The sequence below is a fragment of the Acinetobacter sp. V115_6 genome (assembly GCF_031799025.1).
Taxonomy (GTDB): Bacteria; Pseudomonadota; Gammaproteobacteria; order Pseudomonadales; family Moraxellaceae; genus Acinetobacter; species Acinetobacter pittii.
Window position 1 is genome coordinate 122,303 of record NZ_JAVQNO010000017.1, and the last position, 15,649, is coordinate 137,951.

The 15,649-nt window shown below is 39.0% G+C and carries 16 protein-coding genes; 9 read left to right on the forward strand and 7 right to left on the reverse strand.

What is annotated here, in order from left to right; genetic code table 11:
- Nucleotides 1–65: 65 nt before the first annotated feature.
- Both RMA94_RS05295 and pyrE read right to left on the reverse strand, forming a co-directional pair.
- The gene (locus RMA94_RS05295; RefSeq protein ID WP_130173103.1) at nucleotides 66–1,913 is read right to left on the reverse strand and encodes a N,N-dimethylformamidase beta subunit family domain-containing protein; all 1,848 of its coding nucleotides are present in this window, start codon (nucleotides 1,911–1,913) and stop codon (nucleotides 66–68) included.
- 423 nt (nucleotides 1,914–2,336) lie between these two features.
- Nucleotides 2,337–2,987, reverse strand: a complete 651-nt coding sequence (gene pyrE, locus RMA94_RS05300) for an orotate phosphoribosyltransferase (protein WP_044099842.1) — start codon at nucleotides 2,985–2,987, stop codon at nucleotides 2,337–2,339.
- 38 nt (nucleotides 2,988–3,025) lie between these two features.
- Between pyrE and RMA94_RS05305 the strand changes: the two genes are divergently transcribed.
- Both RMA94_RS05305 and RMA94_RS05310 read left to right on the forward strand, forming a co-directional pair.
- The gene (locus tag RMA94_RS05305; RefSeq protein WP_032004999.1) at nucleotides 3,026–3,850 is read left to right on the forward strand and encodes an exodeoxyribonuclease III; all 825 of its coding nucleotides are present in this window, start codon (nucleotides 3,026–3,028) and stop codon (nucleotides 3,848–3,850) included.
- 452 nt (nucleotides 3,851–4,302) lie between these two features.
- Nucleotides 4,303–4,653, forward strand: coding sequence for an arsenate reductase (locus RMA94_RS05310; protein WP_311082132.1), 351 nt, complete (start codon nucleotides 4,303–4,305; stop codon nucleotides 4,651–4,653).
- Nucleotides 4,654–4,691: 38 nt separating this feature from the next.
- Here RMA94_RS05310 and RMA94_RS05315 read toward each other — a convergent pair whose 3' ends face one another.
- Nucleotides 4,692–5,129, reverse strand: a complete 438-nt coding sequence (locus tag RMA94_RS05315) for a DUF2147 domain-containing protein (RefSeq protein WP_002121971.1) — start codon at nucleotides 5,127–5,129, stop codon at nucleotides 4,692–4,694.
- Between the two features lie 152 nt (nucleotides 5,130–5,281).
- On the opposite strand from RMA94_RS05315, the gene RMA94_RS05320 reads away from it, so the two are divergent.
- Nucleotides 5,282–6,193, forward strand: coding sequence for an alpha/beta hydrolase (locus tag RMA94_RS05320; protein WP_013196589.1), 912 nt, complete (start codon nucleotides 5,282–5,284; stop codon nucleotides 6,191–6,193).
- 174 nt (nucleotides 6,194–6,367) lie between these two features.
- A complete protein-coding gene (locus tag RMA94_RS05325) occupies nucleotides 6,368–7,561 on the forward strand; it encodes a GGDEF domain-containing protein (protein WP_202744905.1) in 1,194 nt (397 codons plus the stop codon).
- Here RMA94_RS05325 and dsbD read toward each other — a convergent pair.
- From dsbD to RMA94_RS05345, 4 genes are all read right to left on the reverse strand, one after another.
- Nucleotides 7,556–9,382, reverse strand: coding sequence for a protein-disulfide reductase DsbD (gene dsbD, locus RMA94_RS05330; protein WP_311082136.1), 1,827 nt, complete (start codon nucleotides 9,380–9,382; stop codon nucleotides 7,556–7,558). The genes RMA94_RS05325 and dsbD overlap by 6 nt on opposite strands.
- Before the next feature lie 18 nt (nucleotides 9,383–9,400).
- Nucleotides 9,401–10,168 (reverse strand): transporter, encoded by a 768-nt coding sequence (locus tag RMA94_RS05335; RefSeq protein ID WP_014207941.1) that lies wholly within the window; start codon nucleotides 10,166–10,168, stop codon nucleotides 9,401–9,403.
- Nucleotides 10,169–10,180: 12 nt separating this feature from the next.
- Nucleotides 10,181–10,726: an ankyrin repeat domain-containing protein gene (locus RMA94_RS05340; RefSeq protein ID WP_032062527.1), complete on the reverse strand. Its 546-nt coding sequence runs from the start codon at nucleotides 10,724–10,726 to the stop codon at nucleotides 10,181–10,183.
- A 154-nt stretch (nucleotides 10,727–10,880) separates the two neighbouring features.
- Nucleotides 10,881–11,231: an HPF/RaiA family ribosome-associated protein gene (locus RMA94_RS05345; protein WP_001019316.1), complete on the reverse strand. Its 351-nt coding sequence runs from the start codon at nucleotides 11,229–11,231 to the stop codon at nucleotides 10,881–10,883.
- Nucleotides 11,232–11,483: 252 nt separating this feature from the next.
- Between RMA94_RS05345 and puuE the strand changes: the two genes are divergently transcribed.
- The 5 genes from puuE (at nucleotide 11,484) to RMA94_RS05370 (ending at nucleotide 15,611) form a co-directional block, all read left to right on the forward strand.
- The gene (puuE, locus tag RMA94_RS05350; protein ID WP_311082138.1) at nucleotides 11,484–12,449 is read left to right on the forward strand and encodes an allantoinase PuuE; all 966 of its coding nucleotides are present in this window, start codon (nucleotides 11,484–11,486) and stop codon (nucleotides 12,447–12,449) included.
- A 99-nt stretch (nucleotides 12,450–12,548) separates the two neighbouring features.
- The gene (gene uraD, locus RMA94_RS05355; RefSeq protein ID WP_311082139.1) at nucleotides 12,549–13,052 is read left to right on the forward strand and encodes a 2-oxo-4-hydroxy-4-carboxy-5-ureidoimidazoline decarboxylase; all 504 of its coding nucleotides are present in this window, start codon (nucleotides 12,549–12,551) and stop codon (nucleotides 13,050–13,052) included.
- Complete coding sequence (uraH, locus tag RMA94_RS05360; protein ID WP_039766416.1) at nucleotides 13,049–13,372, forward strand: hydroxyisourate hydrolase; 324 nt, start codon at nucleotides 13,049–13,051, stop codon at nucleotides 13,370–13,372. Before uraD ends, uraH begins: the two co-directional genes overlap by 4 nt.
- Before the next feature lie 24 nt (nucleotides 13,373–13,396).
- Entirely contained in the window at nucleotides 13,397–14,764 is a 1,368-nt protein-coding gene (locus RMA94_RS05365) for a nucleobase:cation symporter-2 family protein (RefSeq protein ID WP_311082142.1), read from the forward strand.
- 121 nt (nucleotides 14,765–14,885) lie between these two features.
- Complete coding sequence (locus RMA94_RS05370; protein ID WP_017399857.1) at nucleotides 14,886–15,611, forward strand: outer membrane protein OmpK; 726 nt, start codon at nucleotides 14,886–14,888, stop codon at nucleotides 15,609–15,611.
- The last annotated feature ends 38 nt before the right edge of the window (nucleotides 15,612–15,649 follow it).

Sequence of the window (15,649 nt, forward strand, 5' to 3'; positions counted from 1 at the left end):
ATATTAAAAAGGCATACCCCTATTAGAGGTATGCCTTTTTATTAATGCTATACATTTGTACGATCTTAAGGCTGACGAAGTCCATAAAGATCGATTTTCCAAAGAAGATTTTGGGTTGTAGCAACAAATAGGATTGATTCAACTACTGCCAGACCAGCAGAGTAGTTACAATGATGAATATATATCCAAGCAGTACTTTCACTAATATAGTCAGAATTTGTACGTAACAAGCGATTATCTGTAGTCGACGCGAATAGGATATCTCCATAAGCAGCCATTGCATTGACAGTTGCATCCTGTGTAAACGTCGTCATTGCTGTCCATGACGGCGATGTTCTCGTTGCTGGTGCCCTCCATAATGCTCCTAGACTATCAACTGCATAAAGCATCCCGCCCGTAGCAGCTAATGCCTTGGTTCCACCAGTCGGACCAGTCCCTATTGAAGTCCAGAAGTGACCAACTTCTGAAGCAGGATACCACCAAAGTTGATTATCGGTTGTAACACAATAAAGCGTATCTCCAAGAGCAGCCATGGCGGTGACATAATTCGCCTCACTAATGTCACGCCAAGCTATATCTGCACCAACAGGATAACGTTGTGCAAGCCTATTCTGTGCAGTTGCCGCGAAAAGTTTGCCTTCCAATGCTGTAAGTGCTTGGCAATCATTTGCATATCCAATATTCTCCCAATCCCAAGCTATACGCTGTTTAAGACGAGAAAACACGTTACGTGTAATAGTAGCTACAACAGAATCACTTCCCAAAACAGATATCCAGTCCGTTGTTGCAACATTAAAAACAGTACCATTACGAGAAAATATACTCATTGTCGCCCGCCCTGGTTTACCATTCCATGAACGCAGATCTGCCGAAGCAAGCACTGTCGTTGTAAGTGGTGTATTTTCATCCCCTGTAACACGCGGATAACCCTCAATTTCTTCTACATAAGCTGCAGCATCAGCCTCATAAGTCATGAAAGCTGATGTTGTGGTTGCAGATGAAACACCATTGAATACCCAATGGCTCGGAAACCTGAGCGTATATGCTGTTGCTGCTCCACCATAAGCCCCATCAGTAAAACCAGTACCAAGGAACGAGTTCTGTGGCCGGTTCAATGGAGGCTCTGCCCATGCTACGGTCGTATCATAAGCATTTTGGTTAGGGTCACTACCAGCAAATTTATAAAAAACAACCATGCGGTTCCCTTGTTCTAACCTCACAGCTCGATAACAAGTGTTCCCAGAGAGTATGATCATGTTCCCGCCGTTAGCAACGAACTGTTCCGTTTGGTCCCGCATTGCTCTTGTCCAGTACTCATCATGTCCTGCAATGATAAGACACTCATAATTCATAAGTAGATTTGAAATACTATGTAAGTCCACACTCGAGCAATATTCAATCGCTATTCCTTCAGTTTCGAGCCAGTGAATAAGAATGGACTCAGGTCCATCACTTGATGGAGTACCACCAGATCGATCAAACGAAACTTTACTCGCCCGAGTTCCCGCGCCCCCACTGTTAAAATCATATAAACTTTTGCCACCTGCTGGATTATAGGCGGTTGGTGTCAGAAAAGAGACTTGTAAAAGTACCTTAGAAACAGCCGCTGGAGTGGCTGGTCGAATTACAAAAGTAAGTACATCCTGTCCAGAATAAGCTAGACGATATAGTCCAGAAGGCCAAGTTGAAGGGATGTTAAAAGTTGTTGAAACTGGCCATCCAAATCCTTCCCATGGATTTACCGTAGGCAGTGATCGATTAGAAAGAGTTGTAGAGATTGTTGATGATATTGAAGTTGTTCCTATACGCTCTATGGTTAAATTAGTTACCCCAGGTGAATCAGTACTGAGATAAAAACTTATTGAACTTCCAGGTACTACTGAAGTTGCTGATGAATATCCAAAAACTACCATATCTCCACCTCGTATCCTTATGAAATGAAAAACTGGAAAATTTTTTACATCTTTTAACGCTTTTATCTATAAATGAGCTCATTTCAAGCATTCGTCAAGATCAATAACTTAGGTAAAATTTTTAAAAATAAAAATTATTAAATTTATTATTCATCATCAGTTTAATATATTTTACCAAAAAGAAAAAATATGGCTTTTAAAGATGATTTTAAGTCTTAAATATAATTATTAATTTCATGTGAATTTTAAAATAAAAAAACAAAGAATAAAAAATACTATTTAGTAAAAAATCAAAGTATTATTTAATAATTTATAAGAGGAAAGAATATTTTATATAATTTTTAACTGTATTATTTATATGTTATTTAAGGAAAATTAATAACAAAAAAGGAAGCTTTATGCTTCCCCTTAAATTGTTAAAAATTAAATTCCGTACTTTTCACGATAAGATTGCATATTGGCTAAAGCTTCTTTTTCGTCTTTTCCATCTAAATAATCCATTAAGTCCTTCATAGTAATCAGTGCATGCACAGGGATTTCTAATTCTTTTTGAACTTCTTGAATTGCGGAAAGTTCACCTTGACCACGTTCTTGACGATCTAGCGCAACCAACACACCCGCAATAGTTGCACCAGCATTTTTCAAAATTGTTACCACTTCGCGAATCGCTGTACCTGCGGTAATTACGTCGTCAATAATCCAGACTTTTTTACCTTCAACCGCAGCACCAACTAATACACCGCCTTCACCATGATCTTTTGCTTCTTTACGGTTAAAGCCCCATGGCACACTTTTGTTATGGACTTGAGACAAAGCAACAGCAGTCGCTGCTACAAAAGGAATACCTTTGTAAGCTGGTCCAAAAATCACATCAACATTTTCACATTGTGTTAATTTATCAGCATAGCCTTGCGCTAAAAGAGATAAAGCTTCACCATCGTTGAGTAGGCCTGCATTAAAAAAATAAGGACTCACGCGTCCAGATTTTAAAGTAAACTCACCAAATTTAAGCACACCGCGTGATAATGCGAGTTCGATAAATGCTTGCGGGTGAAATGACACAGGCGTTGTCATGAGGTGCTCCAAATTCACAATTGAGGTTAAATTTTCGCATGATACCAAAGGATCAGTATCCAAGTGATGTAAAAATTCTTCGAGTCGTTTCCATTAACGTAAATGGCTTACGTTCTTCAGTAACGAAAGGCTTACTTGAATGGTTAGAACAATCAGATGCCGATGTCGTATGCATGCAGGAAAGCCGCATTACCCATGAACAATGGACTGAAAAATTTAGACCCGAAGGATGGCATACCCATCTCTTTCCAGCAGAGCGTGCAGGTTACGCGGGGACTGCAATATATAGCCGCTTACCCTTTGTCTCTGTTAAAGATGGTTTAGGGTTTGAGCTGGCTGACAGTCAAGGCCGCTTTATTTCTGCGGAATTCGATTTAGGTTTGTCACATCCGGTACATATTGCATCATTATACTTACCTTCGGGCTCAAGTGGTGAAGAAGCGCAAGCACGTAAAGATTTATTTTTAGGTGAATACGCAAAAATCTTGAAACAATGGCGTGATGAAAACAAGTCAGTCATCATTTGTGGTGATTACAACATTGTTCATAAACGCATTGATATCAAAAACTGGTCTGGTAACCAGAAATCTTCTGGTTGTTTACCACATGAACGTGCATGGCTTGACCATATCTATGATGAACTTGGTTATGTCGATACCTTCCGTGTAGTTCGCACAGAAGCAGAACTTTATTCATGGTGGTCAAATCGCGGTCAAGCTCGTGCAAAAAATGTTGGGTGGCGTATTGACTACCATGCATGCTCGCCAGACTGGAAAGCACGTACAACTAATGCCTGGGTCTATAAAGATCAATGGTTTAGCGACCATGCACCAGTTATTATCGACTATAAAATTCAAGAATAAGTGAACACTCGTTCACTTACATTGTCGTTTTCGCTTACAGCATATGTCGTTTTTGAGTATTTTTCTTACACAGCTTTAACGGCATTATAGCCCCACGGCACAGGGAAGCAGTCAGGATGACGCAAAAGGATAGGACGCCGTAGGAAGATAAAATAAACTTATGATAAGTTTATTTGCAAGGATGTGACATTGGACGTTGAAATGAGACCCGCATGATCAGGATGATTAAATGCGGGTTTTCTCTTTTCTGTCTCTTATTTTGCGCTAAGTTCTTTTAGTTTTAACTTCTTCTTATTAAGCTCATTATTACCTTGTCTTATGACAATAACATGACATTTCTCTTTCGATTAATCATTAATTTTCATTTGTTTTAAAAGTATCGGTATAAAGTAGTGCTTAAAAGCATTTTGGGTTAGGCTGTGTGCTCTCTCTTTTTGACATGGTCCGATAAAATGTTAAAAATTTATGGAATTAAAAACTGTAACTCAATGAAAAAAGCATTTGATGCCTTACAGGCTAAAGGGCTTAACTATGATTTTCATGATTATAAAAAACAAAGCATTGATGCAGATACTTTAAAAATCTGGTTAAAAGAAATTGGACAAGATACTGTTCTCAACAAAAAAGGAACGACTTGGCGCAAGCTTTCAGAAGAAGAACAAAACCGTGCTCTAAGCAGTGAAGATCACCTGATTGAAGCACTCATTGCTCAACCAAGTTTGATTAAAAGACCTGTTTTAAAAACTTCACAGGGTTTTATTGTGGGTTTTGATGAAACCGCTTATCAAAATATACAAGCCTAAAAAAACGAGCCATTTGGCTCGTTTTTTTATTAAAACTTTTAGTTCGCGCGAATCCATGTTTGGTTACGACCAAGTGCAGAAACGCCAATATAACCACGTAATTTAAGCTTTTTGCCGCCATCGGTTAACTCACCTTTCAGTTTGTAAGTTTTACCTGATTTTGGGTCTAAAATCGTACCGTTTTCATAACTGTTACCACCTACATTTTTTAAATTATGTACAATGGTGACACCTTTAAGCGGTTTGTTTTTGTACGGACCTTCACATTTTGTACAAGCGTTTTCTTCACCTGGTGTCAAAATGTTTTGGATGGTTGCAGTTAAGGTTCCGTCCTTCTGTTCCGTAAATTTCACTACGGCTTTTGGCTTGTTGGTCTGATCATCAATCGTTTTCCATACCGTTCCATTGAGTGAATCAGCCGCATTGGCAAATGCAGCCATACCAATGAGTCCTAAAGCTAAAGCAATCTTTTTCATTTTTGTAATATCCTTGGGTCTTTCAAGATTTTCAGTATTCAGAAGTCGCAAAGATATTGCAATTTTTGAATGTGACTGTTTCGTGTAACCTTGTAATCTTGCAAAATAAAATTTACAAGAAAACAAGAAACTAGCATAAAAATGGATGCTATATGAATATATCAAATGTTTGGAAATATTATTTTACAGAAACTTTTCTTAAAACAACAATTCGTAAGCCAAGCCAGCTAAATTTGCCAGCTACTGCCTTACGCCCTGTACTAGATCAGATGTGTCGTGCTTTTCCACGTCAAAAAAATGTTTCTGTGCGCCCGATTCGACTAGCAGGTATTAAAGGTGAAGAAATCAAACCGCAAGATTCTGCGACTCAACTGATTTTTCACATTCACGGCGGTGCTTTTTTCCTTGGTAGTGTCAAAACACATCATGCTTTTATGACGGATTTAGCTGCCCGTACTCAAATGCAGATTATTCATGTGGACTATCCTCTTGCACCTGAACATCCATACCCTGAGGCAACCGAAGCTTTATATGACATCTATCAATCTTTAGTGGTGCAAGGCGTTCAGCCGAAAGATATTATTTTATCGGGTGATTCATGCGGAGCAAATTTAGCGTTGGCACTTTGCTTGCGTTTGAAAGAACAACCTGAACTCATGCCGAGTGGCCTGATTTTATTGTCTCCATTTTTGGATTTAACACTCACGAGTGAGTCTCTTCGCTTTAATAAAAAACATGATGCTTTATTATCAATTGAGGCCCTACAAACAGGCACTCAGTACTATATAGGCAATCATATCGCAGCCGATGACCCACGCGTTTCACCTATTTTCGATGACTTGCATGGCCTACCACCTACTTTAGTTCAAGTAGGATCTAAAGAAATCTTATTAGACGATGCCAAGCGTTTTAGAGAAAAAGCTGAAGATGCTGGTGTTAAAGTTCAATTCAAACTTTATACGGGCATGTGGCATAACTTCCAGATGTTTAATGCTTGGTTTGATGAGGCTAAACAAGCATTGGCAGATATTGCTGAATTTGCACACGAACTCGATAAAACTTAATTTATTTATAAATGATGTGAATAGGCCTCAAAACTTTTCACATCATTTTCTTTATAAAAAGTCATCATATATAAATTGAAAATCATGTTATGTTTAAAATATAAATTATTGAAACAATCCAATTTTAGGATGGTCTAACAAAGAGGCATCTATATTTAGGAGCCCTTATTTATTATGAAAAATCGTTTAATCACTTATCCCGTAAATAGAATAAAACAGGTGATAATCGATTTCATCCACAATAATCACATCATCAACTGGACTCCTTTACAAAAAAGCGCACTGATGCTCACACTTGCTTGCGCAATGAATTTCAGTTGGATTTTATGGAAAGGCTATATTTTAATTACACCAAGTGTCTGGCAATGGGCAAATTTACCTTTAGTTGAATCACAAATCTGGCTCAATTTATTTACCTTATTTTTATTAGTCCTTTTGATTATTCCCTGTTATCGCTACAAAAATGATGAATGGGCTCAAAAAGTTATTCCTTTCATTAGCGTGCAGTTCTTTGCACTTATGCTATGTCATGATGGATATTTAATTGGCAGTATCAGCCCTGCCACTATGGTCGGTTATGTGGGTACGATTGGGGTGGGTTTGGTGTTATTTGACCGTAAAATTGTTTATAGCGCCCTTGTACCTGCCACAATTATTTTAACTGTTTGTACATATTTAAGTATGACAGGTGCTTTAGCGTATGCACCTCTATTTAATTTTAGAGCCATGGATCATGCCCAAACCAATTCTTTCTGGTTAGGAAGTATGGCTTTTTTTATTATGCCTATTTTATTGGCCTGTTTTGTTTTATTTGAAATATTACTCACCCAATGGCGTCAGCGAGAAACTTACATTCAACGTTTAAGCCAAATCGACCCATTAACTAATGTATTAAATAGACGTAGTTTAAACATGCATTTGGAGTCGCTACACCAACAACAATTTGATTATGCTGTGGTACTTCTTGATATCGATCATTTTAAAAAAATTAATGATATATACGGCCACCATCAAGGTGATCAGGTCTTAATTGAAATTGCTCAATGTCTTTCTGAGAATTTGCGTAGCGAGGATATTATTGGTCGATTTGGTGGAGAAGAATTTATTTTACTACTCCCCCATACAGATATTATTCAAGCAGAAAAAATTGCTGAGCGTTGTCGCCAAGCCTTGCAAGAATTACCTGTTTTTACCGCTCAAAATAATCCTATTCACATTAGTGCGAGTTTTGGAATAAGCAGTTCAGCTTTTGCACAAGACCCTTATCTGGTTATTCGGCAGGCTGACCAAGCACTTTATGCGGTAAAAGCTTCGGGACGTAATCAGGTACGTACATTTCATCAGACAGAAACTATTGATACCTTATGATTCTTTGAATTTTGCCAAACTCGCGAGTTGCTGCAAAAGCTCTTGCTGACTAAAAGCGCCCGTTAAACGTAAAGCACGAATCTCTTTTTGCTCTGGACTTAAAAATAAATAGGTCGGTGGTCCTAAAATATTCCACTGCTTGAGTAGCGCTTCATGCGACTGGTCATAATGGCTCAAATCAAGCTTAATTAAATAATAAGGTGCAAGAGCAGACTGGACCTCTGGTGCTTTTAAAATACGGTGCTCAATCGGTTGGCAGGCAACACACCAATCTGCATAGACATCAACCACAATAGCTTGGTCAGTAGGTGCTGCCGCTAAAATTTTCTCAAAGTCTGCTGCACTAGTCGCAATATGCCACTCGGCCATATGATTAGAACTTTGCAAGGTTCGATTTTGAATGTGTTGATATTGGTTATAGGCTACAAAAGGTGTAACGATTAATAATAAAATCGCGTAGAGCCATTGTAGTTGCCCTTTTTTCCAGAAAAACTGATAAACAGCATAGCCTATAAAAGCAAGGCCTAATACGAGGCTGAGCACTTGCATACCCAAATCTGGCAGCAAAGGACGAATAAAATAAAGACTTAATCCCAACATCAGAAAAGCAAAAATTACTTTAATCTGATGCATCCAGTCGCCCGCTTTAGGCAAGAATTTTGCCCCTAAAATACTTGCGAGTAACAATGGAATTCCCATTCCAAAGCCTAGGCAGAATAAAAGCAAAGCACCTTGCCACTGATTTTGCGTTTGAGAAATAAATAACAAAGTTCCGGCGAGAGGTGCGGTCATACAAGGCCCCACCAAAAGCGCAGAAACGACACCCATAACCCCAGCACCGACCAAAGTACCACCTTGTTGCATTGACTGAATACGGTCAAGTCGGTTTAACCATGTCTGAGGTAAACGAAGCTCAAACAAACCAAATAAGTTCAGAGCAAAAACAATAAACAGCAAACTAAAAGCAATTAAAGTCGCTGGCTGTTGTAACCAGCGTTGGAAATTTAAGCCTGCCGAAGAAGCAATTAAACCTAAACCTGCATAAACCAATGCCATGCTACACACAAAAGTAAGCGCAATGGTCCAAGCCTTTAAACCTTTATGTTCTCGAATAATCAGCGAAGTTAAAATAGGAAGCATCGGTAAAGAACATGGCGTAAATGCGAGCAACATACCTAAACCTAAAAATAATAAAACTCCATACCAAAGCGAGTTCTCAATTAACTTGGATGACCAGATCTGATCTTGTGCAATTTGAGGTGTAGTCGTATCAGCTGCTGTCTCTGTACTCTGCTCTTTTTCTAAAGATTCTGAACCCGAGGAAGTGTCGGATTGTGTATTCGCTAAATCTAGTAATCTTTTTGGCGCTGTTCCTGCTTGGTTTTGCACACCCACCAAGCCATCTGCATCGGTTTGAAACTCAATGGTTTGAGGTGGATAACAAATACGGTCTTTGGCACAGCCCTGCCAAGTCACACTATAGTGCTCTGACGGCTTAGTCTTAATTTGGAAATTAACTTGATGGTAGTAAACCTGACTTTGCCCATAATTTTCATCATATTGGGCAACCGCTTTAGGTAACTTTAAAGTTAAAGGTTGAGTACCTTGTTGTACGGAAAATTTATGCTGATAAAGATAGTAATTTGGCTGAATCTGCCAAGACAAACTCGCAGTATGCGGCTCAGAGGATTCAACCGAAAATGAAAAAGCTTGTTCGGGTGAGAGTAGCTTATCTTGCGCAGAAACCAACTGGCTAAACACACAAACAGCAACTGCTAGAAAATAAAGAATTCCCTGATGAATAAGCTTTTTCATTAACATAAATTTAAATTGCTTCGATTAGAACAAGAATGCCACGCCTAAGCCACCGTTGTAGCTCTTATCTTGACCCTCTAAATCAACCCCGATACTTGCATCGAGCTGAGTACGATCATTTACAGCGTAGACTAAACCTGTCCCTAAACCATATTCGTAGTCTTGGCTTTCAGCTTTACGGTAAATAAACTCAGAATAACCTGACAGCTTACCTGCGATTTTATAATCAATCGTTGGAATTGCAGTTACTGCCCAGTTACTATTTTGTACTTCATAGCGCATGGTAATTGATGTGCCGACTAAGTCATTATATTTATAAGCAACTGCTGAACTTAAGCTATAAATATCGTCATGCGCAGTAAATTCATCATTTCCAGTGGCAATGATCGCTTCAGCTAACACAGCCATTGATAAGTTTTCATCGTTTAGATCAATTGCTTTTTTCAAACCGATGCTGACATCACCAAAGCCTGACGTGTCATGTTTTTTACCAGCACGTTTAGTTTGAGTCCATGCTGGACCTTGCCAACCTAATTGTAATTCCAAGCCGTCGGCTAAACCGGTACGGAATAACATATCTTCATTTACAGTTACGGTCTTTTCTTTGACGCCATCAACCGTTGACTCTGTATAAGTTGCACTTGGCAAACCTTGTTCCCAAGCCAATTTACCAACCGGAGTAATCCCTGTTCCAAAGCCAGCACCTGGGCGGTCAAAAGAAAACTCCGCAGCGAAAGTACTTCCAGCAGCAACAGTGGTCAGAGCAAAAGTTAAAATTTGAAATGTTCTCATTCTATTATCCAATCAAGTAGTTAGTTCTTTTGACATTTTTGCCCCATGTTGGCGCAATAATTCTAATGTTTCACGCTCTTCTTGAAGCGCTTCTGACCAATCTATTTCATCAAAGTCACAATCAAAGAACAACTGACTGATTGAAGATAAAATAGTGAGTCCTTCTTCATCACGTGTATTTGGATCAACTTTTTCATTTAATAAACGTTGAACGGCTGGCGCACATGCCGAGCTTGCTGCATCCCATAAAGGACCATAAAACTCTTCTGCATCCCAAAGGTGTACATTCGCTTTGGCTTGAATCAACGCTTCGAGTATATCGAGGTAAACCTGTAATGATTGTTGTTTTTCTTCTTGTGATAGTGGTGTACCAGCTTCATAAGCTTCTGATACATCTTCCCACCATTTAAAAATTCCATCACAAATGATTGATACAGGTGGTCCTTGTTCCGGATCAATAAAGTTCGGATCAAGTCCTTCAGCAAGTAATTTTTGCACTTGCGCGAGTTCTAATTCTTCTATGGCTTTAATTAAAGCTTGCTGCTGGGTGGTTAACATGACCATCTCTCAAAAATATATTAGGGCTATTATGCCTAATCTCTTCTGAAGATTTTAGAGGTTGATTGCATCGCATTGCAAACCTAATGTTGTGAATAGTTTTATTTTCATTAAATATAAAAAAAAGCCCCGAAGGGCTTTTTAGGATTTTAAATTAAACTTCATCATCAATGAATTCTGGTTGACCACCTCTCGGGTGTTCCTTTTTCTCAAAAGTATGTTCAAGGCTACGTTTTAATTTTTCAATCGCTCCATGAATTGAAGCATCAATATTTCCTGCTTTATGGTGTACTGCAACTGGTTTCAAACCTGAAGGACGCGCTTCAATCATACAGTGGATATCTTTGTCACCACCTTTGTCCCCATTTTCATCACTAAAATGAACCGAAAAATGCGTAATACGTTCGCTATGACGTTGGAATTCTTGAGTAAGTTCTGCACGTACATAAGTAATTAAACGTTCGCTGTTATGGATGTTTTTATCTGTGCGGATTTCAATATTCATAAATACCATCCTCTCTTTCTTACTGTGGATCTTTTCTATGCAAAACTTTTTTATGTTGGCATGTTTTAAGCATGCATGAACTGACTTCAATTGTACATTTTGATGGTGTAATGGTTTGTTATCTCCTGACTTAAACGTACTGCTTTTAATTTATTTTGAAGATCTTCATACCTTCAATATCAGTCCATCTATAAAAATATGCAAGCTGATTTTTTAAATTTTTATGAAAAATTGAACAAAAGGAGAGCAATCGTGTCCAAATCTTATCTATCTGGAGCAGAGCTTATTGAGCAAATCCAGAAGTCTCCTTATTCACGTGATTTAATCGGATATCACGGGCAACCGCCACAAGTTAAATGGCCTAATAATGCAAAGGTTGCTGTACAATTTGTTCTTAATTATGAAGAAGGTGGCGAAAAACATATAGAGCATGGCGATGATGGTTCAGAACAGTTTTTATCAGAGATTATTGGTGCCGCAAGTTACCCAGCTAAACATATGTCGATGGACTCTATGTACGAATATGGTTCACGTGCTGGTTTTTGGCGCATTCATAATGAATTCCAAAAGCGCAAACTTCCAATGACCATTTTCGGAGTTGCAATGGCGCTTGCCCGCAATCCTTATATTGTAGAAGCGATTAAGCAAGCCGACTATGATGTAGTTTCTCATGGTTACCGCTGGCTTCACTATCAAGATACGGATATTGAAATCGAAAAGAAGCATATGGAACAAGCTTTAACTGTTTTAGAAAACTTGTTTGAAAATAAAACTATAGGTTGGTACACCGGACGTGACAGTCCTAATACACGTCAGTTACTCGCAGAGTTTCCACAAATACAATATGACTCTGATTATTATGGCGATGACCTGCCTTTTTGGACAACGCTTACCAATGCTAATGGTGCATCACGCTCTCATCTGATTATTCCTTATACTTTGGAATGTAATGACATGAAGTTCTGCTCACCAGGCGGATTTAATAGTTCAGAACAGTTTTTTCAATATTTGAAAGATAGTTTCGATGTGCTGTATGCAGAGGGAGAAACTGCACCAAAAATGATGTCGATTGGAATGCATTGCCGCATTTTAGGGCGTCCGGGCCGTTTTAAAGCACTACAGAAATTTCTCGACTATATCCAAATGCACGATCGGGTCTGGATATGTCGTCGTCAAGATATTGCTGAACATTGGTATAAAAATCACATAACTAAATAATTGATTTTTAATTTTCAAAATCCTTAGGCGAACCAAAACTCGCTATTGGCACTGTTATTGCTAAAACTCTATATCAAGACAACGAGTTTAGGAATAACAGTGTTTTTAGCCGAGTTTAATCAAGCCCCACCAGAACAACTCAAGACTTTGTTAAAAAACTGTGTCCACATTCAAGCATGGGCCGAAAAAATCATCTCAAATCGTCCCTATTCAACAAAAGTATCTCTTTTGGAATATGCAGAACAATTAAGTCAAATGTGGTCATGGCAAGAGATACTAGCGGCTTTAGCAACCCATCCAAAAATTGGTGAACGCCAGGCTAAGAAACAACTCAATGCAAAAGAGCAGAATTTTTCATCTAAAGAACAAGCTGGCATTTCTTTAGATGAACAAACACAACAAGCTCTGCTACAAGGCAACATGGATTATGAACAAAAGTTTGGCTTTATTTTTTTAATTAAAGCGGCAGGCCTCAGTAGCGATGAAATTTTAAAAAAGCTACATGAACGACTACAAAACGACTTAGCTATCGAAAAAACAATTGTACATGAGCAACTTGCAGCGATTGCTCTATTACGTCTATCTCAGGAAATACAAACATGATCAGCACTCATATTTTAGATACGAATTTAGGTAAACCAGCTGCAGACGTAGAAGTGAAGTTGTTTCATGCAGCAACCCATGAGCTGATAGCGACAGCAACCACTAATCAAGATGGTCGAGTGAGTGATTTTGGAATAACAGACTTTGCAGAAGGTGCTTATCAACTTGAATTTGAAATTGCCCCTTATTTTTCATGGCAGCAAGTCAAAACTTTTTTCCCGCGTGTTTGTATCCAATTTTTCATAGAAGACATTAATCAGCATTATCACATTCCATTACTGATCAGTCCGTTTGCTTACTCCACTTATCGCGGTAGCTAACTCAATTATAAATAGGAGAAAAATATGAATCATCAGCAAAAAAATGTGATTTCTCCAGAGCATGAATATTTAGGAATTTCCAAAAGTTTTGCTTACGGCTTACAGCATGTGCTGACCATGTATGGTGGCATTGTAGCCCCGCCTTTGATTATTGGAACGGCAGCTGGCTTAAGCTCAGCACAAATCGGAATGCTCATTGCAGCGGCCCTATTTGTAGGTGGATTGGCAACCCTGATCCAAACAATCGGAACCAAATATTTAGGCGCAAAATTACCTCTGGTACAGGGTGTATCTTTCGCGGGTGTTGCAACGATGGTCGCCATTATCACTACAGGCGGTGGTTTACCTGCTGTCTATGGCGCGGTCATTACTGCATCTCTAATTGGACTGTGTCTTGCACCTTACTTTTCTAAAATTATTCGTTTTTTCCCACCTGTTGTGACAGGATGTGTCATCACGATTATTGGTCTATCTTTGTTACCCGTTGCGATTCGCTGGATGATGGGTGGGAACAATAAAGCACCTGACTGGGGTAGCGTAGAAAATATCTCTTTGGCACTGCTGACCTTAGGCATTGTGATTGTTCTAAATATGCTGCCGCAAGCAGGCATCCGACGCATATCAATTTTGTTGGCTATTGTTACCGGTACTATCCTCGCCTACTTTATGGGTTTTGGTGATTTTAGTCAGGTGAGCTCAGGCGCATGGCTGCAATTTCCTCACCTATTTGCATTCGGTTTACCGACTTTCGAGCTCAGCGCTATCTTGTCGATGTTGATCGTCACTTTGGTGATTATGACTGAAACCACAGCCGATATTATTGCTGTTGGAGACATTGTAGGAACTGAGGTAGATGCTAAACGTATCGCCAATGGTGTTCGTGCGGATATGTTTTCCAGTGCTTTTGCCCCTCTCTTTGGTTCATTCATGCAAAGCGCTTTTGCCCAAAATGTTGGACTGGTTGCGATCACAGGCATCAAGAGTCGATTTGTCGTAGCAGCAGGCGGTGTCATTCTGATTATTTTGGGTCTACTACCTATTATGGGTCGTTTGATTGCAGCGATTCCAATGCCCGTACTTGGTGGTGCAGGTTTGGTCTTGTTTGGGTCGGTTGCAGCGAGTGGAATTCGCACTTTGGCAAAAATTGATTATAACGATCAGAAAAATTTAATTATTGTCGCAACTGCTTTATCAGCTGGGATGATCCCAATTATTAACCATGAGTTTTATGCTCATTTCCCGGTTTGGGTACAAACTTTGTTCCATTCGGGCATTAGTTCAACTTGTCTCTTTGCTATCTTGTTGAATTTATTATTTAATCATTTACCTTCATTTCGTAGCTCGCGCACCCCACATTTAAGCCAAACAATAAACACAAGAAATACTCATTAAAGATTTAGTTTTTAGCGCCCCACTTCGGTGGGCTTTTTTTTAACCGTTGATCAAATTTGGCTTCATTTTTGCTTAAGACCCTGTATCCTTAGCGTGCTTTATTTGGGGGGAGATCATTTAAATGCAATTAAAGCAACTTGCGGCGACTTGTGCCTTGTTATCTGCAACTGCCATGGTTCAGGCAAAACCAATTTGGCAAGATTTTAGTGTGACTGGACTTTATGGTGAAAACTATGAAGTTGTAGATGACAAAGAAACCACGATTACTTTGGAATATGCAGCAAAAGTTAAATACGCTGATGTGTTTTTCTTTATGGACCGCATGCGTGGTGAAAATGACCACAAGAGTACTTACTTTGAGTTATCACCACGACTAAGTTTAGGCGAAGTGTCTGGTAAAAAATTGTCGTATGGCCCAATCAAAGATGTACTCATTAGTACTACTTGGGAAGGTAACAGTGAAGACGGCAACAACTTCGACAACTTCCTTTATGGTTTTGCAGTTGATTTAGATATCCCATATTTCCAATATGCAAATTTAAACTTCTACCGTGCAAATAATGAGAACACTGACGACGATTATCAAATGACATTCGTTTACGGCGTTCCATTAAAATTAGGATCTGAAGATTTCTTGGTAGATGGTTTCCTTGACTGGTCAACTGCTGAAGGCGACCATGCCAGCGAGTTGAACTGGACAACTCAGTGGAAATGGAATGTAGGTAAACACATTTCTCCTGATACACGCCTATACCTCGGTATCGAGCACTCAGTATGGAATAACAAATTTGGTATTAAAGGTGCAGACGAAAATAACGTTAGTGCATTGGTTAAATACCACTTCTAAAATCCAAATTTAGAAGATAAACAGCAAGGAAAATTCCT

Bases quoted from the DNA above. Each gene is read 5' to 3' on its own strand.
- RMA94_RS05295 (WP_130173103.1), bottom strand. From the start codon at position 1,913: ATGGTAGTTTTTGGATATTCATCAGCAACTTCAGTAGTACCTGGAAGT.
- pyrE (WP_044099842.1), bottom strand. From the start codon at position 2,987: ATGACAACGCCTGTGTCATTTCACCCGCAAGCATTTATCGAACTCGCA.
- RMA94_RS05305 (WP_032004999.1), top strand. From the start codon at position 3,026: ATGATACCAAAGGATCAGTATCCAAGTGATGTAAAAATTCTTCGAGTC.
- RMA94_RS05310 (WP_311082132.1), top strand. From the start codon at position 4,303: ATGTTAAAAATTTATGGAATTAAAAACTGTAACTCAATGAAAAAAGCA.
- RMA94_RS05315 (WP_002121971.1), bottom strand. From the start codon at position 5,129: ATGAAAAAGATTGCTTTAGCTTTAGGACTCATTGGTATGGCTGCATTT.
- RMA94_RS05320 (WP_013196589.1), top strand. From the start codon at position 5,282: ATGAATATATCAAATGTTTGGAAATATTATTTTACAGAAACTTTTCTT.
- RMA94_RS05325 (WP_202744905.1), top strand. From the start codon at position 6,368: ATGAAAAATCGTTTAATCACTTATCCCGTAAATAGAATAAAACAGGTG.
- dsbD (WP_311082136.1), bottom strand. From the start codon at position 9,382: ATGTTAATGAAAAAGCTTATTCATCAGGGAATTCTTTATTTTCTAGCA.
- RMA94_RS05335 (WP_014207941.1), bottom strand. From the start codon at position 10,168: ATGAGAACATTTCAAATTTTAACTTTTGCTCTGACCACTGTTGCTGCT.
- RMA94_RS05340 (WP_032062527.1), bottom strand. From the start codon at position 10,726: ATGTTAACCACCCAGCAGCAAGCTTTAATTAAAGCCATAGAAGAATTA.
- RMA94_RS05345 (WP_001019316.1), bottom strand. From the start codon at position 11,231: ATGAATATTGAAATCCGCACAGATAAAAACATCCATAACAGCGAACGT.
- uraH (WP_039766416.1), top strand. From the start codon at position 13,049: ATGATCAGCACTCATATTTTAGATACGAATTTAGGTAAACCAGCTGCA.
- RMA94_RS05365 (WP_311082142.1), top strand. From the start codon at position 13,397: ATGAATCATCAGCAAAAAAATGTGATTTCTCCAGAGCATGAATATTTA.
- RMA94_RS05370 (WP_017399857.1), top strand. From the start codon at position 14,886: ATGCAATTAAAGCAACTTGCGGCGACTTGTGCCTTGTTATCTGCAACT.